Raw genomic sequence first — 23,163 nt, 5'->3', positions numbered from 1 at the left:
ATGATCTCCCTTCTGGGCAGGAGCCCGGACCCGGAGCAGTTGCGACATGTCCGCACTATTCCGGCGCGCCAGGCTGTCCATGAGGCATGGCCGGGCTGGGCTCATCCCGATGTGGTTGCCGCCTACGGAACCTTGGGCATCCACGAACCGTACCGGCACCAGATCGAAGCAGCGGAGCTCGCCCACTCGGGCCAGAACGTCGTCATCGCCACCGGGACCGCCTCCGGGAAGTCGCTTGCCTACCAGCTCCCCGCCCTCGACGCGATCCATCGTTCCGAGCTGCGGGTGCTGTCCGAGCCGGGCAAGATCCACGACGACGGTGCCGTCACCTTGTATCTCTCGCCCACCAAAGCGCTTGCAGCCGACCAGCTCGCAGCGATCCGCGCGCTCAGGCTCCCTACCGTCCGGGCGGAAACGTACGACGGCGATACCGACCAGTCCCAGCGCCGCTGGATCCGCGATCATGCCAACTTCATCCTCGCCAACCCTGACATGCTGCACTTCGGGATCCTGCCCAACCACACGTGGTGGGCCCGCTTCTTCCGCAGGTTGCGATACGTCATCGTGGACGAGGCCCACAGCTACCGGGGTGTGTTCGGGTCGCACGTCGCCAACCTCATGCGCAGGCTCCGGCGAATCTGCGCCTACTACGGTGCCGGCACCTCCTTTCCCGAACCGGTGTTCATTGCGGCGTCGGCGACGGCTTCAGACCCTGGGACGTCATTTTCCCGGCTCATCGGCACTCCCGTCCGTGAAGTTTCCGAGGACTGTTCACCGCATGGCTCCACCACTGTGGCTTTCTGGGAACCTGCGCTGACCGACCTGAAGGGCGAAAACGGGGCGAATTCCCGCAGGACCGCTGTGGCCGAGACCGCGGACTTGCTGGCCAATCTGGTGTCCTCCCGTGTGCGGACCATCGCCTTCATCAAATCCAGGCGCGGCGCGGAAACAATATCGTCCATCACCAAGCGCCTCCTCGATGAGGTGGACCCGAGCCTGCCGCAACGGGTTGCCGCCTACCGCTCCGGTTATCTTCCCGAGGAGAGACGGGCTTTGGAGAAGGCCTTGCGTTCCGGCGAGCTGCTTGGGGTCTCCAGCACGTCCGCATTGGAGCTCGGTATCGACATATCCGGACTGGACGCAGTGCTGGTGGCCGGCTGGCCCGGGACGAGGGCTTCCCTGTTCCAACAGATCGGACGGGCCGGCCGAGCGGGCCAGGACGCCATTGCCGCATTCGTGGCCAGCGATGATCCCTTGGACACCTACCTCGTCAACCATCCGGAGGCGATCTTTGATGTGTCGGTCGAGGCCACCGTTTTCGATCCAGGAAACCCTTACGTGCTCGGCCCCCATCTGTGTGCGGCAGCGGCTGAGCTCCCCATCGGCGTGGCCGAACTCGGCCTGTTCGGGCCAACATCCGAGTCCCTCCTGAATCAGCTGGTGGAGCAGGGTTACCTGAGGAAACGGCCCGCGGGCTGGTTCTGGACCCATCCCGAGAGCGCAGCGGCCATGGTGAACCTCCGCGCAGACGGCGGTGGCCCCGTGAGCATCGTGGACTCCGACACTGGCTCCCTGCTGGGCACCATGGACTCGCCACAGACGCATTACCAGGCGCATACAGGGGCGATCTATGTGCACCAAGGGGACAGTTACCTGGTCGAGGAACTGAACGAAGAAGACCATTGCGTGGTGGTTCGCCGAACGAACCCCGACTACTACACGACCGCGCGCGATGTGACCCAGATCGAGGTCCTGCAATCCCTCCGGACCATGGAATGGGGGGATATCGCAGTCCACTTCGGCGAAGTGAAGGTAACAACACAGGTGGTCTCCTTCCAACGTAAGGCACTGATTTCCAACGAGGTTTTGGGGGAAGAACCGCTGGAACTCGGGGCCAGGGATCTCTTCACCAAGGCGGTATGGTTTGTGGTTCACAACCGTTCACTGACCGGCGCGGGCCTTATCGAGGCGCAGTTCCCGGGTGCGCTCCACGCCGCCGAGCACGCCGCCATCGGACTCCTTCCGCTGGTCGCTTCAAGTGACCGCTGGGATATCGGCGGTGTTTCAACAGCGCTCCACGCCGACACCGGAGTCCCTACGATCTTTGTCTACGACGGCCATCCCGGCGGGGCCGGATTCGCCGAGCGTGGCTTCGAGAAAGCCAAAGTGTGGTTGACCGCCACAAGGGACGCCATCAAAGCCTGCGAATGTGACTCCGGATGCCCTTCCTGCGTCCAGTCCCCCAAATGCGGCAACAAGAACAATCCCCTGGACAAGGACGCTGCGGTCACGCTGATCGACGTGCTGCTGCGGGACGCGGTCTAGGGCGGCGGCCCGGCCCGGGAGCGGCCTGTCGCGGTCCCGAAGACTGCGCCGCGGTCCAGCTTCGTCCGGATTTCCACGATCCCACCTCCGAGTACTGTGCAAGCCGACAACGAAGCTCCGTGCCGCGCGGCCGTTTCGCTGGCGACCACGCAAGGATCTCCGGCTGTCAGTCCGCGGGCGGCGTCGGCTCCCGCGAGCGCAGCAAGATCGGCGGCAGACGCTGCCCGGTGGGCCATCGTCATAGCATGGGAAAGGGTCAACGCCGCCGCCAGGCAGGCCAACACAACGAGGCCCAGAGCAACAGCCAGGATGGTTCCCGAACCGCTTTCCGCAAAGCGATCGCCATCGCCGACGCGGGCACTACCTGCCCTCACGCCGCGACCTCTTCCACAGCGGTTTGGAGCCTCTCCATCGGCACAGCACCTCTGAAGTCCACAACGCCGTCTCCGACCTTGAAGAGAGGCGCGGTGGATGCTGATGGTTGCGGTGCCTCTCCCCTCGCCGACGCAGTCGCTGAAAGACTCCAGGGGATGAGCGAGCCAAAAGGCCCGACCACGCGGGCAGATACTGTGACCGTGATCCATTTGCCGTCTTCCGCAACGGCGGCCGACGCGGAATCTCCTGCCAGTCTTCGAACGATTCCGTCCACGGCGGCATGGCTATCTCCGCGGGCGAGGGCCCGCGCTCCCGCCCTGGCAGCTTCTTCCAGGCGCAGCTGGGTAATTCCCGCGGCCGATCCTGCGAGAAGCAAGGCCAATAGAAGCAGGACAGCAGGCAACGCCACGGCAAATTCCGCAGTGACCGCACCGTAGTCCCCCTCAGGGAAGGCCTCTTTCCGACGGTGGCTCGCCCGGCCATCAACCTTTTTCCCCGGAGCGGCCCGTCTGATCGAAGTCTCGGCGCATTGCCTTGAACCCCGCTGCCTTGTCATGGCAGGGAGAGCGCGCTACGAATGAGGTTCAGAAGGAAGCCACGTACTTCCTCGCTGCGAAGGATGACCACCAAGAGCCCGGCGAAGCCCACAGCAGCAAGCGTGGCGATGGCATACTCGGCCGTTGCCATGCCAAGCTCGGACCCCACGACCCGCTTCTTCGACCGTTTCGGAACGGAAGAGTCGTCGCGGCCTGTTTGAGCGTTGGAACGCGGATGGGTAGGCATCTGGACGGGGTTGTGTCCCGGCGAGCCCGGGAACAGTTCAAGGATCTCGGCCTCCGGCGGAAAAGGGATTGCCTGGCCGAGGGGCCTGCCGGGCCGGGCGGTGTTGATGGTTGCGTTCATTTCAGGTTCCTTTCTGCGGGCCGGCTTGGCTGCCGGACATACTTCGACTCTTCCGTCCGTCCCTGGGCTTCGAAAGGCCCCAACTCTCCTAAGTGGAAAACTCGCTCCTGACCTTTCTGCGGAGTGGAAGCCCCCTTCACGAACGTTCGCGCGGAGCGACCATCTCGCCCCTATTCGTATGGGCTAGTGGTCCTTTACAGTCAGATACGATCGAGAAGCGCCGCCGTTGGTACGTAGCGCTTTTCTTTGTGGCCGGCGGTGGCAGTTACTTTCTCATCGGAGCTCTGTCGGGGCGTGCGTTGGAAGGGGCGGCACTAAGCGCCGCCGTCTACGTGGTGATGCTGGGCATGATGTATTTGATCCTCTCTCGGCGGCGACGGAAGAGACTGCGCGAACTTTCCGAGCAGGTTCAGGTTGAGTGTTACCTTCGCCGCCCCGACGCCCCCGAAGGCGACCGTTTCCGGAAATGGAATGCTGGCATTGCAACACCAACGCCGGGACTGCTACCTTTCCAGCCTGTCCGTGGCCGAACAAGTATCGCTGGAGGTAAATCTTTCGACATTCGCATTCACGCGACTCTGGGCTCGCGCTATACCGCTTGTGGAATGCCTGACCACCCCTATGGATCGACACCAGCCATGGTGAGCCTGAGAATAGTGGCATGCCTAAAACCACATTGACAGCGCGAGCCGAAGAGTTACGGCTTGCGGCCCGCGAACTCGTCAATGCTGGGCTGACCATGCGCGCGGTAGGGGCCGCGGATTAGCCCCCTGACGGAAGCATTGCCAAGAGCACGGGGACGACGCCAAGGCAGATGAAGGCGGGCAAGGAACAAAGACCCAAGGGGATCACGAGTTTCACGCCGAGCGCGGCAGCACGCTTTTCCGCCATCCTGAACTGTTCACGCCGCAGTCGTGCTGCCTGGGCATAAAGGATGGCCGAGGATGGCGCGCCAGTCAGGGCGGCGAAGGCGAGCGCGTCCTTGAGCTTGCGCGCTTCAGCGCACTGCTGGCCCGAACTCCGCCACGCGGTCTCCCAGTCAGTTCCGATCTCGAGGGCGGCAACCACCGTGCTCAGCGTGCGGCTGAGCTGCGGGGACGCGCTTGCGGCGATCAAGTCAAGGGCCCGTCCGAGCCCCGCCCCTGAGTCGAGCATGGCGGCCACGAGCTCAAGGATCATCGGCACATTGCGCAAGCCTTCCTGGCCCCCGGGATTCGGGTGCGGGCCTACCGCCTCGCCTCTCCGTGCGTTCTTGAGTGGGCCGTTGTTCCCTGATGATTCGCGAAGCATCCGCAAGGCTGCACACCGCCGGGTTCTTCCCTGATCCGCCAGCCCAAGGATTGCCGCGAAGATCAATAGCAGGGACACTGCGATGGCAGGCCAAGCCAGGCCCATCAGTCACCGCCCACCGCGGCATGCACCAGCCGGGATGACCATATTCTGCCGGCGACGGTCAGGACGCCCCCAGCCGCCAGCGCCGCCAACCCGACCCCATTGGCCAACAGGACCCCCACTGGATCCGTCCCGAGCAGCATGCCCAACCCCAAGCCAAATACCGGCAACCATGTCAGGAGGCGCACGGTGGCTTTCGGGCCGGCCAGGGCAGTCTGGCGCGCATCACCGGCGTCGTCCTCGGCCTCGAGTTGGGCGGAAAATCGCGTCAGCACGTCGGCCAAGGGACAACCGCTCGCCTCCGCAACGTCCAAGCAGGCGGCAAGTTCTCCCCAGATTCGGCGTTCCCCGGGATTCCCGCCCTTGAGATCCTTCGCTGCAGACGTTCGTATGGCTTCGGCGACCGACGTTCCGATCATCGAGGCCGCCCTTGCCGCCGCGAGAACTTGAAGAGACCCAGACGACAGCTTGGGTAGTCCCGGGTCCTTTCCTCGCGCCTTTCCTCGCGCATTGAAACCCCCGGGGTCGCCCGAACCAGTGCGGTGGCCCCTGTCCCCATGAACCATCCAGAGTTCCTCCCAGAGCCTCGACGTCGAACGGCCTCCCCGGAGGAGTGCGGCCAACTGCTGCACGAGTACCGTGAGCGGCAACGTGTCCGGGCGAGACTGTCCTCGGGGCGTGCGCGTCGCGGGCCTGGGCCCAGCCACAACCGAGGGAGCATGAGGTAGAGCGCGCAGGACCCGTCTGCCAAGCCGCCAAGACGGTTGGAAGGTCACCCAAGAAGCGGCCGCCAGGACGAGAACCAGGAATCCGCTCACGCGGCGCCTCCAAGGTGATCCACTCCAAGATGCGCCGCCCCCAGGTGATCCGGGCGGGGATTCGGTCCTTGGGAAGCAAGCAGGAGCCCGGGATCCAGGCCAAGGCGAGCCGCGAAATCCCGCCACGCAGGACCGGGAACCGCAGCACCCGCCCGCAGCTCAACAGCAGGCACCACGGATGGGGCGGACCCGTTTTCCGACAGCACCCCAATACAGGAAACTCGCCGGCCGGCAGGCGTCCGCTCGACGTGGACTACTGCATCCAACGCCGTTGAAAGCTGCAGTTGAACGGCTTCCCGGCTCAAGCCTGCGAGCGCGCCCAACGCCACGAGCCTGGCAGGGACTGCTGCGGCAGTGTTTGCGTGGATGGTGCCACCGCCGCCTGTGTGGCCGGTATTGAGTGCCGTCAACAGCTCACGTACTTCAGCGCCGCGGCACTCGCCCACGACCAACCGGTCCGGCCGCATCCGCAGCGCCTGCCGAACGAGTTCGCCGAGGTCGAGTGCGCCCCCGCCTTCAAGGTTTCCGTGCCTCGATTCAAGGGAAACCACGTGCGGGTGCACGGGATTCAGCTCGGAAGCGTCTTCAATCAGGACAAGCCGATCATGCGGGCTGCTCAAGCCGAGCATCGTGGACAGCAACGTGGTCTTCCCGGAACCCGTGGCACCGCTGATCAGGAAGCTCAACCTGCGGTCAACCATCGCGTGCAGCGCCTGCTGGACCGGTGCTGCGAACATGCCTCCCGTACGCAGCTCGTCCATGGAGAAGACCTCCTCGCGCCGGATCCGCACTGACAACAAAGTTCCCTCAGTGGAAATCGGAGGCAGTACGGCGTGCACCCGGTATCCACCGACGAGACGGACGTCAACGCAGGGCGAACCGTCGTCCAAACGACGCCCACCGGCCGCCACCAGCCGGGATGCCAAGGCACGGATCTGGGGTTCACCGTCGAAATGCACGTGGGCCCGTTCCAGCCCCTTACCGCGATCGAACCACACCGAGTCCGGGCCATTCACGAAGATGTCCGTCACTGAGGCATCGCGGGCAAGCTGTTGGAGAGGTCCAAGTCCGCTCAATTCGGCGCTGATCGATTCAACGGCGGCAAGCGCCCCTGCGGTTCCGAGGAGCCGGCCCGTCGCATGGACGGCCGCGGCCACTCGCGACGGAGTGACCGGTCCGGCGTCGGCCATGACGGTTTCCCGCACGGTTTCAAGCAACGCGGCGTCCAAGAGTCTGGTATTGCGCCAGCGCCCGCCGCTGGGGAAGGCAGAAGCACTCATGCTGCTCCGTCGTCGAGTAGGTGAAGGACGGATTCCGCAAAGCGACGCACGGCCTTCCGTTTGCCGAATTCCAGAAGGCGTCCGAGCTCCGCCGCCGCGGCCGTACCGCGGAGTTCGGGGAGCACGCCGTTAAGGGGCAGACCCAGCGAATCGGCTACGAGGGGTCCGTCCAAGGCCGAACCGGCCGTTCCACGGATCACCAAGGCTGTGTCAACAGGCGGCAGATCCTGGAGAAGCTTGGCAGCGGCGACTGCTGCGCGGAGTTGAGCCGGTGCCACCATAAGGATCCTGTCGCACTCCCAGGCGAAGCAGCCAAGCGATTCTGTTCCGCGACCGATGTCGACAATGACCAATTCAAATCCGCGTCTCGCCGCATCGAGGACAGCCGCGACAGCGCCGGGCTCCACGTCCAGGAAACGGTCGCGACTGCCTGGCCAAGACAAGAAGGAGAATCCTCCGGCTATAGGCAGGGAGTCGCTTAGCTGCCCGGTGCCGATGCTCCCGCTGGCACCTGCAAGATCGGGCCAGCGCAGTCCCGGCGCATCTTCGGCAGCCAGGTAAAGCTCAAGCCCCCCTCCCCGGGGATCGCCATCGACCAGCAGCGTCCGTATTCCATGGACCGCCGCTTCCTGAGCCAGCCACACCGCAGCCGTGGACGCGCCCGCACCGCCGCACCCTCCTGTCACCCCGAGCAACAATCCTCCGGGGTCCGGGTCGGGGGACCGGCCGAGGTGCTCGGCCAACCAGGCTGCCGCTTCCGGCAAGACTGCCACGCGTTCGGCCCCCAGCGCCGCCCCCAATTGCCACAAAGAATCCCCTTCACCGTCGAGGCCCAGCAAGACTGAAGGCGCACGACGACGGGGCGGAAGCTCGCGGACGTCGCTGCCGAGAAGCACCATTCCCGCGGTGTCCCACATGGGTAGCGCGGCCGATAAATCGACGACTGTCCGGAGACTCGCACCGACAGCGGCAGCGATCCTTTCGGTTTCAGCTTGAAGCCGGACGTTTCCTGTCACGAGAAGGACTTCGCTGGAATCGGCAGGAACCCACGGCTCTCCATGAGACGGGCCAGGCGCCGGGCCTTGCTCCGGCCCTGGCGGTGGACCGGATCCCCCGGATCGGGCGCGACCCCCGGATCCACCGGATCCGGGGCCGCGGCGTTGAAGCACCGACGAGCCGCGATTGGTGCCGTGGTTCCGCTCCAGATGTTGCCCGCTCATGAAGCCACTCTCTCCGTTTCGCCGCGGGCAGTGAAGGCCCGTATCGGCCTATGTGGATAAGCAACGGCAACAACGCCTGTGGACGAGGAGTCCTCGTTCGAACCGCACCACCGCGAACCGCACCACCGCGAACCCCTCCACCCCGGACGGCATCACCCCGGACAGAAGTATCGCTGGCGGAAGTATCGCGGACGGCAACTGTCCGCAAAGTGCAGGGTTCCACGGAATCACAAGGCAGAATTGTCAGCATGTACCTGCTGCTCGCCGCCCATCCAGACGGCGCAGCCATTCAGGAAAGCGATGCGGCCGGAGTAGCCGTCACAGAGCCGCGCGTCGTGCGAAAGGCCGATCTGGCCGACGTCGTCAGCGTGTTGGAGAAAAGTCGTCCGCGCTGGGTCTGGAACCGGACCCAGGATTGGTACCCGGCGATGCTCCAGGCCGGGGTGGAACTGGAGCGCTGCCACGACCTCACACTCTGCCGCGCCATCCTGGTCCACTCCGAGTTCACGGCCCACACGGACTATGCCCGCAGCGCGGAAAAGCTCACGCAAGACGACGAAATGCCGGTTCCGCCGCGCATCCTCCAGCCACCCCCGCCACCCGCCGATCAGGACGCGCTGTTCGACGACCTGGTCCCGCGCAGCACCCAGCCAGGCCTGAACGAGATCCGTGCCGAATTCGCGGCCCAGCAACATGCGCTCGGCCAGGGCTCCAAGGAAGAAGGCCGGCAGCACCGACTGAAACTGCTGCTGGCGGCCGAATCCGCCGGCGCCATGATCGCCGCAGAAATGCAGTTCACGGGCGTGCCGTGGCAGGAGACGCTGCACGAAGAGATCCTTGAACGCCACCTGGGTCCCCGGCCTCCCGCCGGGCACCGGCCAGCCAGGCTGGAGGCGCTCTGCAACGAGCTTCGCGGGATTCTCCAGTCCCCGAAGTTGAATCCGGATTCACCGCAGGACCTCATGCGTGCCCTGCACCGGAACGGCATCGAAGTAAAAACCACCCGCCAGTGGGAGCTCAAGGAATCGAAGCATCCGGCCATCGAGCCGCTGCTGGAGTACAAGAAGCTCTCCCGCTTGTTCGCTGCCAACGGCTGGTCATGGCTGGACGCCTGGGTGAGCGAAAGGCGGTTCCGGCCCGAGTACGTCGTGGGGGGCGTGGTTTCCGGTCGTTGGGCGTCCCGGGGCGGCGGGGCATTGCAGATTCCGCGCCAGATCCGGGGTGCGGTTCACGCCGACCCGGGCCACAAATTGATCGTCGCAGACGCCTCCCAGCTCGAGCCCCGGGTTCTGGTGGCGCTTGCTCAGGACTCGAAAATGGCCGAGGCCGCACGGGACAAGGACTTGTACGCCGGTATAGCCGCCCAGGGTTTCGGTGGCGACCGCTCGAAGGCCAAGATCGCCCTGCTCGGTGCAATTTACGGCGCTACCACGGGCGAATCCGGACGCCTCATGCCACAGCTGACCCGGACGTATCCCCGGGCAGTCGGCTTCGTCGAACAGGCAGCCCGCGACGGCGAAGGCGGCCGCACCGTGACCTCAAGATTGGGACGCAGCAGCCCGCCGCCGTCGGAACGCTGGGTCCGCAGCCAGCAATCCACGACGGCGGAAGAGCAGCGGCGCGCGGACAGCATCGCGCGCTCGCGGGGACGTTTCACGAGGAACTTCGTGGTGCAAGGTTCCGCGGCGGACTGGGCGTCGTGCTGGCTTGCCGAACTTCGACGGCGGCTGCGCACCGCACGTGCCTGCGGCCTGCCTGCCGGGGAACTCGTGTTCTTCCTGCATGACGAGGTCATGGTCCACGCGCCTACGGAGTCGGTGGAAGCGTGCATCAAGGCCATCGAAGAGGCCGCGGCCGCAGCGAAGGAACTGCTGTTCGGGCGGGTTCCGGTCGAATTTCCGGTGAGTGTTGCCGTCGTCGATTCCTACGACAAAGCGAAGTAATCGGCGCTATTGCCCCGGGCGCAGCAGCAGAGGACGATTGCCCCGTGGGACACAAAGGCCAGGCACCGCTGGCTGCATACATCGCCTTCCAACTTACAGAGCTGGAAGGACAATTGCCGCTGATCGCAGCGGCCGACCCGGAGGCCGTACACAACGCCAGGCTTGCCCTTCGCCGGCTCCGTTCAGTGCTCAGCTGCTATCGCGGCATGATCCCTCGTCTCCCCCGGACGGCCCGGGGGGAAGTCAGTTGGCTCGCAACGTCGCTCGGCGAGTCCAGGGATGCCTATGTCCTTGCACAGAGAATACGGCTGTCCCTGGACACAAAGGACTCGTGGAAGAGCCCCGGGACCGTGCGCCTGGCCGTGGAGGAACTGGAAGCGTCCAGCGCACGGCTGGCTGCTTCCCTTGGCGGGCGCAAGCGCAGCAAACGCACCGTGAGGGCCGCAAGGGCGGCGCTGTTGGAAGTGCCCACGGCAAGGGAATACAAGCACCCGACGGCGGACCTCGCGGAGCGCCTCCAGGCCCGGTGGGAGCGGTTGCAGCAGAGCCTCGCGGAGCAAGAGGGCAACAGCGACGCGCAGGTGCGCAACGCAGCACTCCACCAGGCGCGCAAGGACGTCAAGTGCCTCCGCTACTCGGCGGAAGCAGTCGCGGACGCCTTCAGCCATCACGCCTCAGGGGTGATTCAGCCCGCCATCGGTCTGCAGCGGTTGTTGGGCGAGCAGCATGACGCCGTCGTGGCCGGCGAATGGATCAGGGAACTGGCAAAAAGCCCGGGAATTGACGCTGAAGACGCCCAAAGGCTGGAATCGATGGAGGTCCGGCGGCGGCTCAACGCAGAGGAAGAGTTCCGCATGGCGATCGCCGAGTATCCGGTGCCGGCGCCAAGGCGTGCCCTGACCTTTTGAAGCCCGGAACCATAACCGCAGGTGGTCCCGAAAGCGAGTCATATGGCGGAAACGAACCCGGCATGACCCGGGCAAGTAATGTACCCCAAAGTAACTTCAGCACTCCCCTTTGTTCTCGATAGTCTCGCCTTGTGGCGTTCGACGTGAGAAGTGCCACAGTGCAAAGACGCACCCGCTGCGCAGGTCACTGTGCTGTGCGGATCACTATGCGAGGCAGTATCCAAGGGGGAACAGCAACGATGGCTGGACGATTCGAGATTCTCAAAGACGGCGAGGACGGTTACCGGTTTCGGCTGACGGCTGCCGATGGAACCCTGGTAGCGGAATCGCCGCGGTTCAAACACCTGAAGGCCGTAGTGGCCGGCATCAACGCCGTTCGGGAGAATGCCGCCACGGGCATCGTTGTGGATCACTCCAAGACAGCCCGACGCGCGGCATAGCCCCCCGGCGCAGCGGTCGGAGCCCCCACTCGGCGTCCTGCCTGCTACGGCGGGAGACTAGATCTCGATTTCGAGCAGGCGCTCCGGGTCCCACGGAACAGTCCAGCCCAAGGCGTCAAACAGGCCGCTGAGCACCATCCCGGTGAATCCCCAGACCACGACTCCGTTGACTTGGAACACCGGGCTCGAGAAAGTCCTGCCGAGCCTCGTCAGCGTTCCGGTGTATCGGTTGTCGGGATCGAGCAGATCGCGCACCGGAACTCGGAACACTTGGGCGGACTCGCCGTAGTCCACCACCCTCACGGGCGAGGGCGACGCCCACCACGCCAGGACCGGGGTGACCACAAAATTGCTGCGGATCAGGCCAAGTTCCGGCATGACACCGAGCACCTGCACGCCTCCGCTGTCCAGTCCGGTCTCCTCCACCGCTTCCCTGAGGGCCGCCGCCACGGCCGACTCATCGCCGGGGTCGATGCTGCCGCCCGGGAACGCCACCTGTCCCGGATGGTCGTCCAGGGTGTGGGCGCGTTCCAGGAGCAAGACGTCCAGATCCGCCGGGGCCACGGGCTTCCCGGATTGGGCGGGGACGTCGTCCAGGACGCCGAAGAGCATGAGCACGGCCGCTTTCCGAGCCTTGTCCGGATCGACAGTTGCAGCTGCAATCCGCGGATCCGGGCCAGGATGGAGGCCGGAATCAATCCTGGTGATCAGGCTGACGAGATCCTCGAGCGCGGTCATGCAGGTCTCCTTTGCGATTCCATCCGAATCTCCGCCGCGCGATGCGTCTCGGCAAGCAGCTTCGCGAGAAGCGCTTCGTTGCCCGGGGCCAGTTCGTACTTGAGCAACTTGGCGGCTTCGACGGGATCCTTTTCGCCTTCGCCGTAACTCGGGCACCAATTGGCCACCGCACACGCTCCGCACGCTGGCCGGCGCGCATGGCAAACCCTCCGGCCATGGAAAACGACGCGGTGGGACAGCATGGTCCAGTCCCTGGGCTCGAACAGCTCCGCGACATCGAACTCGATCTTCACCGGATCCTCGGACGCCGTCCAGCCAAACCTGCGCGCCAGCCTGCCGAAATGCGTGTCCACAGTGATTCCGGGAACCCCGAAGGCGTTGCCGAGCACCACGTTCGCCGTTTTGCGACCGACGCCGGGAAGCGTCACCAGATCTTCCAGCCGTCCGGGAACCTCGCCGTCGAACTCGTCCACCAAGCGTGTGCTGAGCGCAAGGACGTTCTTCGCCTTGGCACGGAAGAAACCGGTGGGCTGCAGGATCGCTTCCAGCTCGGCAATCTCGGCCTCGGCCATGCTCCGGGCATCCGGATAGCGTGCGAACAGGATTTTCGTTACCTGGTTGACCAGCACATCGGTGGTCTGGGCGGACAGCACCGTAGCCACGACCAGCTCGAACGGGTTCCGGAAATCAAGCTCAGCGTGGGCGTAGGGATAAAGCTCAGCAAGCGCCTTGTTGATTTTGCGCGCACGCCGCTTCAAAGCCAGCGGGGTTTCGACGACGGTGTCCACGGCCGGCCTGGCTAGCCGCGTTCGATGTGGCTGAGGTCGCGCAGAACGCCCACTTTGCCGTCAGTATCCTGTACGAGGAATTCCTGGCCGCGGTCTTCGAGGGCCAATACCCACGCGCCCGGTTCGATGGTGAAGGCAGGGATTCCTGTGTGCTCGTCGACAACGACGCGGGGATGGGCCACGGCGAACCAGAATGCCTCGTACCGGGCGTCGTGTTCGGATTCGTCCCTTCGCGCGGCCGGATCAACGGTGGCGCCGATGGGCTCGTGTTTCCGGGGCTGATCGACCGTGCCGATGTACTGGGTGGCAGCCCCGGCTCCGGTCTCTGCGCCACCGACAATCGGCGTCGCCATGGTGGCAGCGGGCAGGTGCTTGGGTTCCTCGGGCGCGGACGCCTGCGCATCCCGCCCGCCGTCGGCAACTGCGGGCTCGGCAGGTTCCGGGCGCACGACGGCGGCGGCCTCCGTGGCGGCGGGCTCTGGGCGCACGACGGCGGCGGCCTCCGTGGCGGCGGGCTCCGGGCGCACGACGGCGGCCGCCTCGGTGGCGGCGGGCTCGGCGCGTGCAACGGCCGGGACCTCAACGGCTGCCAGGCCGGCAGGTGCCGGTTCTGGCTTGGCCGGTTCAGGCTTGGCCGGTTCAGGCTTAGCCGGCTTCGGCACGGCAGGCTTGCGCGTTGGAATGACCGATTCGCGGGCCACAACGTGGGCGGGCTGTTCGGCCCGGTCCTTGAAGTCGTCGCGGAGGAGCGGCAAATGGGGAGCCAGGACCGTCGCAGCCAGAAGACCTGCCGAGCCGATGAGTCCGACGAGCACGAACACGGTGAACGCGCCTGCCGCGGACAGGAAGAACAGGGTCAGGGCGAACGACGCCACGACGGAAGCGAACTGGTCAGTAGAAAGGGAACCGATTCGCACAACGTTCCCCGGCTGCAGGCGCCGGGAAACGAACAAAGCGGCAACAACCAGGGGAAGAAGGACGCCCAGAGCCAGAAAGAAAAGGTTGTTCAAGTTCCACAGGTTGTAGCGCCCGCCAAACATCGGCAGGAGGGACCCCACAAACATGAGCAAGGCGGAACCGAAAACGGTCACGTCCCGGATAGTGAACGGACCCAGGACGGCCTGGTACTTCGGGGAGGTCAAGCTGCCGGGCACCGGCGCCCCGGATCCAGCAGCTGCTTCAGGGGCCGATCCGGGCGCTTGCGCACCGCTTTTCGGACCTTGGCTCGTCTGGTTCATGTGCAAAATCTCCTTAGTACGGCGGTGTTCCGGACGCTGCCGCCCAAGGCTGCACCCGGTATTTTCCGGGCCGGACCGGGCGGCAAGTTTCGTGTCTCGAGACTTCTTCAGCCTATGCCACCCGTCTGACAGTCCACTAGTTGGCGCGGGGGCGGAGGCTGGGATGCCGCACCCGTAATATTGGCCCGCGTTGGGAGCCCGGCCTGGAGCCTTCGGCGCCGTTCGGCGCGGACCCGATGTCCCGCACGGTCCAGAATGTGACCGCAGACACTTGTTGTGGCCTCAAAACGCTAAGGTGGGTTCCGGAAAAGCTCTTTGCGGAATCCCGTGAGGCGCCGCAGCCCAACGCCGTGCACTTTTGGCGCGATTGGGTCGGCCTCCCCACGGGACACCCGCGCGGCAGAGATCGATGAATGAAGAGGTTCACATGTCCCAGGACGCCAATGGATCGACGACCACCGCTGCAACCGGATCCGACGAGGCAGGCAACAGCGATGCCCTCGAAAACCTTCTCCACGAAAACCGGAAGTTCGCACCCACCCCTGAGTTCGCGGCCAACGCGGTAGTCCGGGCCGAAGTCTATGAGGAAGCGAGTGCGGACCGTCCCGCGTTCTGGGCGAAGCAGGCCCGGGAACTTCTGGACTGGGACACGGACTTCACCGAAGCCCTGGACTGGTCCAACCCGCCGTTCGCGAAGTGGTTCGTCGGCGGACAGGTCAACGCCGCATACAACGCCCTGGACCGGCACGTCGAGAACGGGCTCGGGGACCGGGTGGCCATCCACTTCGAAGGCGAACCCGGCGACACCCGTTCCTACACCTACGCCCAGCTCACCGACGAGGTGAAGAAGGCCGCGAACGCCTTCGAGTCCCTCGGCGTGGCCAAGGGTGACCGGGTGGCCGTGTACCTTCCGATGATCCCCGAAGCCGTGATCACGATGCTGGCCTGCGCCCGGATCGGGGCCGTGCACTCGGTGGTGTTCGGCGGCTTCTCCGCCGATGCCTTGCGCTCCAGGATCGATGACGCCGAGGCCAAGCTCGTGGTCACCGCCGACGGCACCTACCGGCGCGGCAAGCCCAGCCCGCTCAAGCCGGCCGTGGACCAGGCCCTCGCCAAAGAAGGCCACTCGGTCCGGAACGTCGTGGTGGTCAAGCGCAACGGCGAGCCGGTGGACTGGCACGAGGGTAGGGACCAGTGGTGGGAGGACACGGTCGGCGCCGCCTCCGGCGAGCACACCGCCGTCGGGCATGACGCCGAACACCCGCTGTTCATCCTCTACACGTCCGGGACCACGGGCAAGCCCAAGGGCATCCTGCACACCACCGGCGGCTACCTCACCCAGACCGCGTACACCCACAAGGCTGTCTTCGACCTGCACCCCGAGACGGATGTGTTCTGGTGCACCGCCGACGTCGGATGGGTCACCGGCCACTCGTACGTCGCCTACGCACCGCTGGTCAACGGCGCTACCCAGGTCATGTACGAAGGCACCCCGGACTCCCCGCACCAGGGCCGCTGGTGGGAAATCGTGGAAAAGTACAAGGTCTCCATCCTCTACACCGCCCCGACGGCGATCCGGACGTTCATGAAGTGGGGCCGGGACATCCCGGGCAAGTACGACCTGTCCTCGATCCGGGTCCTGGGCTCGGTGGGTGAGCCCATCAACCCCGAGGCCTGGATGTGGTACCGGGACGTCATCGGCGGCAACGCCGGCAAGAACGGCGAAAAGAAGGAACACCCCGCCCCGATCGTGGACACCTGGTGGCAGACCGAAACCGGCGCCCAGATGATCGCGCCCCTGCCGGGCGTGACAGCGACCAAGCCGGGCTCCGCGCAAGTCCCGCTGCCGGGCATCGCGATCGACGTCGTGGACGAAGCGGGCGAGTCCGTCCCGGACGGGCACGGCGGCTACCTCGTGGTCCGCGAACCGTGGCCCGCGATGCTGCGCGGCATCTGGGGCGATCCGGAACGGTTCAAGGACACCTACTGGTCCCGCTTCGAGGGCATGTATTTCGCCGGCGACGGGGCCAAGAAGGACGACGACGGCGACGTGTGGCTCCTGGGCCGGGTGGATGACGTGATGAACGTCTCCGGACACCGGCTCTCCACCACTGAAATCGAGTCCGCCCTCGTCTCGCACCCCTGGGTGGCCGAAGCCGCCGTCGTCGGAGCCTCCGACGAAACCACCGGCCAAGCCGTCGTCGCGTTCGTGATCCTGCGTGAGTCCGCCCCGTCGGGACAGGACAGCGGCGACTCCACCGTCGCCGAGCTCCGCAACCACGTAGGCAAGGAAATCGGCCCCATCGCCAAGCCCAGGCACATCCTCGTGGTACCCGAACTGCCCAAAACCAGGTCCGGGAAGATCATGCGCCGCCTCCTCAAGGACGTCGCAGAAGGCCGCGAAGCCGGCGACGCCACCACCCTCTCCGATCCGACGATCATGGCCCAGATCGCCGAGTCCCTGAAGAAGTAGGCACTGCGCCGAACCACCCGGCGCCGAGCCCGGAAGCAAAAGCGGCGGTCCTCTCCCACGAGGACCGCCGCTTTTGTCTTAAAACCCGCTGTCGCAAGAATGTTATATTTAGTTCTTTCATGTTCTCTTTTGAGCGGTTATAGTCGAGTTCTACGTGAGAAAACTCACAAGCACCACGCTTTCAAGGGAGAGAACATGGCAGCGAATCTTGACCCGTTCCAGTCGGCCCACAATGCTGGCCCTGGACGCCGCACCATCCTGAAAACGCTCGGTATCGGTGCTGCCGGTCTCGCCGGCATTCCGCTGCTGGCCGCTTGCACCGGCGGATCCGGCCCAGCTCCGGGAGCCTCCTCGAACAGCCTGACCTTCGGCTCGGGCTCTTCCGACGATGTTCCCAAGGCCGCCTACAAAGCCGTCACCGATGCCTTCACCAAGAAGTCCGGCATCACCGTGGCCACCAACGTCGTCCCGCACAACGACTTCCAGAACAAGATCAACTCCTACCTCCAGGGCAGCCCCGACGATGCCTTCACCTGGTTCGCCGGCTACCGCATGCAGTACTACGCGGGCAAGGGCCTCCTGGCTCCCGTGGACGACGTGTGGGCAACGATCGGCAGCAACTTTTCCGACGCAATGAAGAAAGCCTCCACCGGGCCCGACGGCAAGATGTACCTCGTCCCCAACTACAACTACCCGTGGGGCTTCTTCTACCGGAAGAGCTTCTGGGCAGAAAAGGGCTACGCAGTCCCCAAGACGTTCGATGAGCTGAAGACCTTGGCCACCAAGATGAAGTCCGACGGCATCATCCCCATCGGCTTCGCGGACAAGGACGGCTGGCCGGCCATGGGCACCTTCGACTACATCAACATGCGCCTCAATGGCTACCAATTCCACGTGGACTTGACCGCCCACAAGGAAAGCTGGGACCAGAAGAAGGTCAGCGACGTCTTCGACACGTGGAAGGCCCTTCTCCCGTTCCAGGATCCTGCAGCCCTCGGCCAGACGTGGCAGGACGCGGCCAAGGCCCTCGAAGCCAAGAAGACCGGCATGTACCTGTTGGGTTCCTTCGTGACCCAGCAATTCACGGATCCCGCTGTGCTGGCGGACATCGATTTCTTCCCCTTCCCGGAAATCGCAGTGGAAGGCACCGACGCAGTCGAAGCCCCCATCGACGGATTGCTCCTCTCCAAGAAGGGCGGCGACAACAAAGCGGCGCACGACTTCCTGGCGTTCATGGGATCCGCCGAAGGCCAGAACGCCTACTCAGCCGTGGACGGCTCCAATATCGCCACCGTCAAGGGCGCCGACACCTCGAAGTTCACCCCGCTGAACAAGAAGTGCGCGGACACCATCGCCAATGCCAAGTACATCAGCCAATTCCTGGACCGGGACGCCCTCCCTGCCATGGCCAACAACGTGATGATTCCCGCGCTGCAGTCCTTCATCAAGGACGGCACCGTGGACGTCAAGAACCTTGAAGCGCAGGCCAAGACCCTTTACGCAGCCCAGTAGCTGAAGGAATCCCCATGAGTACTACCGCCGAGAAACCGGCCGCCCCGGACAGCGAGCCCGGCGCGGCCGGGCGAACCATGGCCGGCAAAAGCCAGCCCGGCGCCGGCAGGCGGACCGGCAAAGCGGGCAAAGTCCGCCGCCTCACCCGCCGTGACAAATTCATCCTCGCGATCATGGTGGGCCTGCCAACCCTGATCCAACTGCTGCTGGTCTGGCTGCCCACGCTCTTCTCCATCGCGCTGAGCTTCACCCGCTGGAACGGCCTGGACCTGAAGGACATCAAGGCCGCAGGAGCCGACAACTACCGCTATGTGGTCCAGGACTATCCCCCGTTCTGGCCCGCAATCCAGCACAACGTCCTGTGGCTCGTCTTCCTGGCCCTGATCGCGACACCCCTTGGCCTGCTGCTGGCCGTGCTCCTGGACCAGAAGATCCGCGGCAGCAAGATCTACCAGAGCATCTTCTTCACACCCGTCATGTTGTCCCTGGCCCTCATCGGCATCATCTGGCAGCTGTTCTACAACCGGGACAGCGGACTCCTGAACTACCTCCTGGGCACGGCGGGCACGCCTCAGGCCGTGGACTGGTTCGGCGATTCCAATGTCAATATCTGGGCGGCCATGATTGCGGCCACCTGGCGTCACGCGGGCTACGTGATGATCCTGTATTTGGCCGGGCTCAAGGGCGTGGACCCCTCGCTGCGGGAAGCCGCGTCGATCGACGGCGCCAATGCGGCGCAGACGTTCTTCCGCATCGTCTTCCCGGCAATGCGCCCCGTGAACATCGTGATCGTGGTCATCACGATCATCGAGTCGCTCCGTGCCTTCGACATTGTGTACGTGATCAACCGAGGGACCAACGGCCTTGAACTGATCAGCGCCCTGGTGATCCAGAACCTGATCGGCGAAGGCCAGGTGATCGGAGTGGGCTCGTCCCTCGCGGTGATTCTCCTGGTCATCTCGCTGATCCCCATCGTCTTCTACCTCATCCGCACCTTCGGCAAGGAGAGCAAGGCATGAGCACCCTCGCCAATCCCATCCCGCGCACACCAGCAGCCTCAGGCACAAGCCGGAATTCCGGCAAGCGCCACTACGGGACCCATATCTTCCTGACCGTCATGGCAATCATGTGGCTGATTCCGTTGGGTTGGTCCTTGTTCACAGCCTTGCGTCCCAAAGCGGATACGGACAAATACGGCTACTTCAGCCTTGGCGGCACCTTCAATTTCGACAACTTCATCACGGCATGGACCCAAGGCGGATTCTCGAAGTACCTCCTGAACTCGGTGATCATCACCGTGCCCTCGGTGCTCCTGACCTTGTTCTTCGCCTCGATGATGGCGTTCGCCGTCTCCCGGGTGAGCTGGAAGTTCAACGTCACCCTCCTGATCATGTTCACGGCCGGCAACCTGCTGCCCCCGCAGGTCCTTGCGGCCCCGTTGTTCGAGATGTTCAAACATGTCACACTGCCCTACTCCTTCAGCGATTCCGGCAACCTGCTCAACACCTACATCTCGGTGATTGCCGTGGACACGGCGTTCCAGATCGGTTTCTGCACTTTCGTGCTCTCCAACTACATGAAGGCCCTCTCGTCCGACCTGACCGAGGCCGCCCTGGTGGACGGCGCCGGGATCTGGAGGCAGTACTGGAACATCATCCTGCCGCTGTGCCGCCCCGCACTCGCGGCGCTCGGAACCCTGGAAGTCATCTTCATCTACAACGACTTCTTCTGGCCGCTGCTCTTCATCCAAAGTGGAAACCGGCTGCCGATCACCACCGCCATCAATAACCTGCAGGGCGAGTTCCTCAGCAACTACAACCTGCTGGCGGCTGGCGCCACCATCACCGTGATACCCACCCTGATCATCTACCTCGTGCTGCAGCGCCAATTCGTGGCCGGTCTCACGCTCGGTTCCAGCAAAGGATAAAAACGCATGGCAATGGACTACATCGTCGACAAGCTGGGCGGCCGCATCGCGTTCGGCGGCGACTACAACCCCGAACAATGGCCCGAAGAGGTCTGGAAACACGACGTCGCCCTCATGAAGGAAGCGGGAGTGAACCTGGTCAGTGTCGGCATCTTCAGTTGGGCGCTTCTGGAGCCCGAAGAAGGCCGGTACGAATTCGGCTGGCTGGACAGGATCCTGGACCTGCTCCACGGCAACGGGATCAGTGTGGATCTCGCGAACGCGAGCGCATCTCCCCCGCCGTGGTTCAGCCGCAAGTACCCCGATTCGCTCCCGGTGGATGCCGACGGCGTCCGGCAAAGTTACGGTTCGCGGCAAGCCTTCGCGGCCTGCTCACCCGACTATCGCCGGGCGGCAGCAGCCCTGACGACGGCGATCGTGCAGCGCTACGCCGGGCACCCCGCCGTCGTGATGTGGCATGTCCACAACGAATACGGCTGCCACAACCAGCCGGATTTCGGCCCCCACGCGGAGCGTGGCTTCCAAGAATGGCTCCAGGCCAGGTACGGGAGCCTTGACGCGCTCAACCAGGCCTGGGGCACGGCCTTCTGGTCCCAGCATTACTACGACTGGGCCGAAATCCTGCCCCCGCGCCGCTCGGGAACGTGGGTGAACCCCACGCAGCAACTGGATTTCGCGAGGTTCTCCTCCGACGCCCTCCTTGAATGCTTCATCGCAGAGGCAGACATCATCAGGGCGCATTCGAAGCACCCCGTGACCACCAATTTCATGGGCTTCAACATGGGCCTGAACGCTCCTGTTGATTACTGGCGCTGGTCCGGGCACATGGATGTGGTGTCCAATGACCATTACCTGATTGCCGCCGACGAACGGAACTTCCAGGACCTGGCCATGACGGCCGACCTCACCCGCGGGTGGGCGCTGGGCAAACCCTGGCTCCTGATGGAACACTCCACCTCGGCAGTCAACTGGCAACCCCGCAATGTGGCCAAGGCCCAGGGAGAAATGCTGCGCAACTCCCTGCAGCACGTGGCCCGCGGAACCGACGGAGTCTTGTTCTTCCAATGGCGCGCCTCCCGCGCCGGGGCCGAAAAGTACCACTCCGGATTGGTCCCCCATGCCGGCCGCGACAGCAAAGTGTGGCGCGAAGTGGTGGAGCTGGGCCGTGCGCTCGGGAGCATTTCCGAGGTGGCCGGCTCCACCGTCCAGGCCGACGCCTGCATCATCCACGACACCGACGCCCGCTGGGGCACCGAACTGGACTCGCACCCCAGCGAGGACGCCCGGAACCTCCCGGAAACGCGGCGCTGGCATGACGCCCTCTACCGGGCAGGCGTCACCACCGACATCCGACAAAGCACCGACGACCTTTCCGGCTACAAATTGGTGATCGCGCCCATGCTTTACCTCGTCACGGACGAGACCGCCACGAAGCTCCACGAATATGTCGAAGCCGGCGGAACCCTCGTGATCACCTATTTCTCCGGAATCGTCGACGAGAACGACCACATCCGGATGGACCCGGTCAACGGCGGCGGTTATCCAGGGGCCTTCTCCGAACTGTTGGGCGTGAGCATGGAGGAATTCTTCCCCCTGCGCTCGGGCGCTGCCGTGGGCTTGAGCCGCTTCGGCGCCGGGACGGTCTGGAGCGAGCTGGGGAAGGCAACCGGGGCGGAGGTTCTTGCCACGTTCGACGGCGGTGCAGCCGCGGGCGGGTCCGGCGTCGACGGTTCTCCGGCGGTGACCCGCCGGGCGGGATCCACCGGACGCGGCGCCGCCTACTACGTGGCCACGAGCCTGGGCCGCGAGGGGCTGGCAGAACTGGTCCAGCTCCTTTGCTCGGACGCCGGGGTGGAGCCGGTCCTGGGCGTCCGGCCTCCCGAAGACGTGGAAATCGTCCGCAGGAGCAACGGCACCAAGGACTGGACCTTCGTCATCAACCACAGTGCACAGGACGCGCAGGTGCCGCTCGACGGCGTCGAACTCCTGAGCGGGACGCCCACCGGAGGTACGCTGAACCTTACTGCCGGGGGCGTCGCCGTCGTCGCCACTCCCGCCTAGCCACCCGCCGTCCCTCCAGAAAGGCTCCGATGCTTCAGGCAGCCCGCCACACCGCCATTGTCGACGCCGTCCAGCGCGAACGGGTTGTCCGCGTCTCGGATCTCGCGCAACTGCTGGGAGTCTCGGCCATGACCGTTCGGCGCGACATCGAGTCGCTGGAGGAGTCCGGACTCGTCGAGCGCATCCACGGCGGGGCCAAGATACCCGGCGATGCCCGGACGCATGAACCCGGCTTTGAGCTGAAATCCACCCAGTTGATCGAGGAGAAGCACGCGATCGCGGTCGAGGCGGCCACCTTGGTCCATGAGGGGATGGCCGTGGGCCTGAGCGCCGGAACCACCACCTACGAACTCGCCAAGGTACTGCTGGAAGGCCCGCGGATCACGGTGGTGACGAACTCCATCAGGATCGCGGATCTCTTCCACAACGCCTCAGGTTCCCGGGAGGGTTTCCCGGTCATCGTGACGGGCGGCGAGCGCACGCCGTCGGACGCTTTGGTAGGCCCCATCGCCACGGCCGCGCTGAAGCAATTGCACCTGGACACCCTGTTCCTGGGTGTCCACGGCATGGATGCGGACGCCGGATTCACCACGCCGAACCTGCAGGAAGCCGAAACCAACCGGGCCTTCATCAGTGCGGCCCGCAACGTGGTTGTCCTGGCGGATCACAGCAAGTGGGGAACCGTTGGCATCGCCTCGATCGCCCAGCTGGAGGATGCCGACGTGCTTGTGACGGACTCGCAGCTCGGCGAGGATGCCCGGCGCATCCTCGCCGACGGCGTGGGGAAGCTCCGGATCGCCGCACCTTAGCCAGTGGGAGACC

At 64.8% G+C, this 23,163-nt stretch carries 20 protein-coding genes; 10 read left to right on the top strand and 10 right to left on the bottom strand.

Annotation, left to right across the window (positions count from 1 at the left end; genetic code table 11):
- Positions 1-2,325 carry a DEAD/DEAH box helicase gene (locus KNN17_RS11905; protein WP_242598767.1) on the top strand — a complete coding sequence of 775 codons (2,325 nt, stop codon included), beginning with the start codon at positions 1-3 and terminating at the stop codon, positions 2,323-2,325.
- Here KNN17_RS11905 and KNN17_RS11900 read toward each other — a convergent pair.
- From KNN17_RS11900 to ssd, 7 genes are all read right to left on the bottom strand, one after another.
- The gene (locus KNN17_RS11900) at positions 2,322-2,699 is read right to left on the bottom strand and encodes an Rv3654c family TadE-like protein (protein WP_241709294.1); all 378 of its coding nucleotides are present in this window, start codon (positions 2,697-2,699) and stop codon (positions 2,322-2,324) included. The genes KNN17_RS11905 and KNN17_RS11900 overlap by 4 nt on opposite strands.
- Positions 2,696-3,214 (bottom strand): TadE family type IV pilus minor pilin, encoded by a 519-nt coding sequence (locus KNN17_RS11895; protein ID WP_372489671.1) that lies wholly within the window; start codon positions 3,212-3,214, stop codon positions 2,696-2,698. Before KNN17_RS11895 ends, KNN17_RS11900 begins: the two co-directional genes overlap by 4 nt.
- A 38-nt stretch (positions 3,215-3,252) precedes the next feature.
- Entirely contained in the window at positions 3,253-3,603 is a 351-nt protein-coding gene (locus KNN17_RS11890) for a DUF4244 domain-containing protein (protein ID WP_241709292.1), read from the bottom strand.
- A 762-nt stretch (positions 3,604-4,365) separates the two neighbouring features.
- Entirely contained in the window at positions 4,366-4,998 is a 633-nt protein-coding gene (locus tag KNN17_RS11885) for a type II secretion system F family protein (RefSeq protein WP_241709291.1), read from the bottom strand.
- Entirely contained in the window at positions 4,998-5,414 is a 417-nt protein-coding gene (locus KNN17_RS22545; protein WP_308196803.1) for a type II secretion system F family protein, read from the bottom strand. Before KNN17_RS22545 ends, KNN17_RS11885 begins: the two co-directional genes overlap by 1 nt.
- A gap of 395 nt (positions 5,415-5,809) precedes the next feature.
- Positions 5,810-7,093 carry a TadA family conjugal transfer-associated ATPase gene (locus tag KNN17_RS11875; RefSeq protein WP_241709289.1) on the bottom strand — a complete coding sequence of 428 codons (1,284 nt, stop codon included), beginning with the start codon at positions 7,091-7,093 and terminating at the stop codon, positions 5,810-5,812.
- Positions 7,090-8,109 (bottom strand): septum site-determining protein Ssd, encoded by a 1,020-nt coding sequence (gene ssd, locus KNN17_RS11870; RefSeq protein WP_241709288.1) that lies wholly within the window; start codon positions 8,107-8,109, stop codon positions 7,090-7,092. Before ssd ends, KNN17_RS11875 begins: the two co-directional genes overlap by 4 nt.
- A 452-nt stretch (positions 8,110-8,561) precedes the next feature.
- Between ssd and KNN17_RS11865 the strand changes: the two genes are divergently transcribed.
- The 3 genes from KNN17_RS11865 (at position 8,562) to KNN17_RS11855 (ending at position 11,604) form a co-directional block, all read left to right on the top strand.
- Positions 8,562-10,256: a bifunctional 3'-5' exonuclease/DNA polymerase gene (locus KNN17_RS11865; protein WP_241709287.1), complete on the top strand. Its 1,695-nt coding sequence runs from the start codon at positions 8,562-8,564 to the stop codon at positions 10,254-10,256.
- 44 nt (positions 10,257-10,300) lie between these two features.
- Entirely contained in the window at positions 10,301-11,164 is an 864-nt protein-coding gene (locus KNN17_RS11860; protein WP_241709286.1) for a CHAD domain-containing protein, read from the top strand.
- Between the two features lie 239 nt (positions 11,165-11,403).
- A complete protein-coding gene (locus KNN17_RS11855) occupies positions 11,404-11,604 on the top strand; it encodes a YegP family protein (protein ID WP_078107639.1) in 201 nt (66 codons plus the stop codon).
- Positions 11,605-11,661: 57 nt separating this feature from the next.
- Here the strand turns inward: KNN17_RS11855 and KNN17_RS11850 are convergent, their stop codons facing one another.
- The 3 genes from KNN17_RS11850 to KNN17_RS11840 are packed head-to-tail and all read right to left on the bottom strand — an operon-like array spanning position 11,662 to position 14,368.
- Complete coding sequence (locus KNN17_RS11850) at positions 11,662-12,342, bottom strand: NUDIX hydrolase (protein WP_241709285.1); 681 nt, start codon at positions 12,340-12,342, stop codon at positions 11,662-11,664.
- Positions 12,339-13,130, bottom strand: a complete 792-nt coding sequence (gene nth / locus KNN17_RS11845) for an endonuclease III (RefSeq protein ID WP_241709284.1) — start codon at positions 13,128-13,130, stop codon at positions 12,339-12,341. The genes KNN17_RS11850 and nth overlap by 4 nt, the downstream gene beginning before the upstream one ends.
- An 11-nt stretch (positions 13,131-13,141) precedes the next feature.
- Positions 13,142-14,368: a hypothetical protein gene (locus KNN17_RS11840; protein ID WP_241709283.1), complete on the bottom strand. Its 1,227-nt coding sequence runs from the start codon at positions 14,366-14,368 to the stop codon at positions 13,142-13,144.
- Positions 14,369-14,795: 427 nt separating this feature from the next.
- Here KNN17_RS11840 and acs point away from each other — a divergent pair, with 427 nt between their 5' ends.
- The 6 genes from acs (at position 14,796) to KNN17_RS11810 (ending at position 23,150) form a co-directional block, all read left to right on the top strand.
- A complete protein-coding gene (gene acs / locus KNN17_RS11835) occupies positions 14,796-16,841 on the top strand; it encodes an acetate--CoA ligase (RefSeq protein WP_241709282.1) in 2,046 nt (681 codons plus the stop codon).
- A 195-nt stretch (positions 16,842-17,036) separates the two neighbouring features.
- Positions 17,037-18,353 (top strand): ABC transporter substrate-binding protein, encoded by a 1,317-nt coding sequence (locus KNN17_RS11830; protein WP_241709281.1) that lies wholly within the window; start codon positions 17,037-17,039, stop codon positions 18,351-18,353.
- Between the two features lie 14 nt (positions 18,354-18,367).
- Positions 18,368-19,372 carry a carbohydrate ABC transporter permease gene (locus tag KNN17_RS11825; RefSeq protein ID WP_241709280.1) on the top strand — a complete coding sequence of 335 codons (1,005 nt, stop codon included), beginning with the start codon at positions 18,368-18,370 and terminating at the stop codon, positions 19,370-19,372.
- Positions 19,369-20,280: a carbohydrate ABC transporter permease gene (locus KNN17_RS11820; RefSeq protein ID WP_241709279.1), complete on the top strand. Its 912-nt coding sequence runs from the start codon at positions 19,369-19,371 to the stop codon at positions 20,278-20,280. The genes KNN17_RS11825 and KNN17_RS11820 overlap by 4 nt, the downstream gene beginning before the upstream one ends.
- Positions 20,281-20,286: 6 nt before the next feature.
- On the top strand, positions 20,287-22,341 hold the full coding sequence (locus KNN17_RS11815; protein WP_241709278.1) for a beta-galactosidase: 2,055 nt from the start codon (positions 20,287-20,289) through the stop codon (positions 22,339-22,341).
- A gap of 29 nt (positions 22,342-22,370) precedes the next feature.
- Positions 22,371-23,150 (top strand): DeoR/GlpR family DNA-binding transcription regulator, encoded by a 780-nt coding sequence (locus KNN17_RS11810; protein WP_241709277.1) that lies wholly within the window; start codon positions 22,371-22,373, stop codon positions 23,148-23,150.
- Positions 23,151-23,163 lie beyond the last annotated feature (13 nt).

Source organism: Arthrobacter bambusae (genome assembly GCF_022606295.1).
Lineage (GTDB): Bacteria > Actinomycetota > Actinomycetes > Actinomycetales > Micrococcaceae > Arthrobacter > Arthrobacter bambusae_A.
The sequence above is the reverse complement of the archived record's forward strand: the minus strand, read 5'-3'. Positions and strand labels throughout refer to the sequence as shown.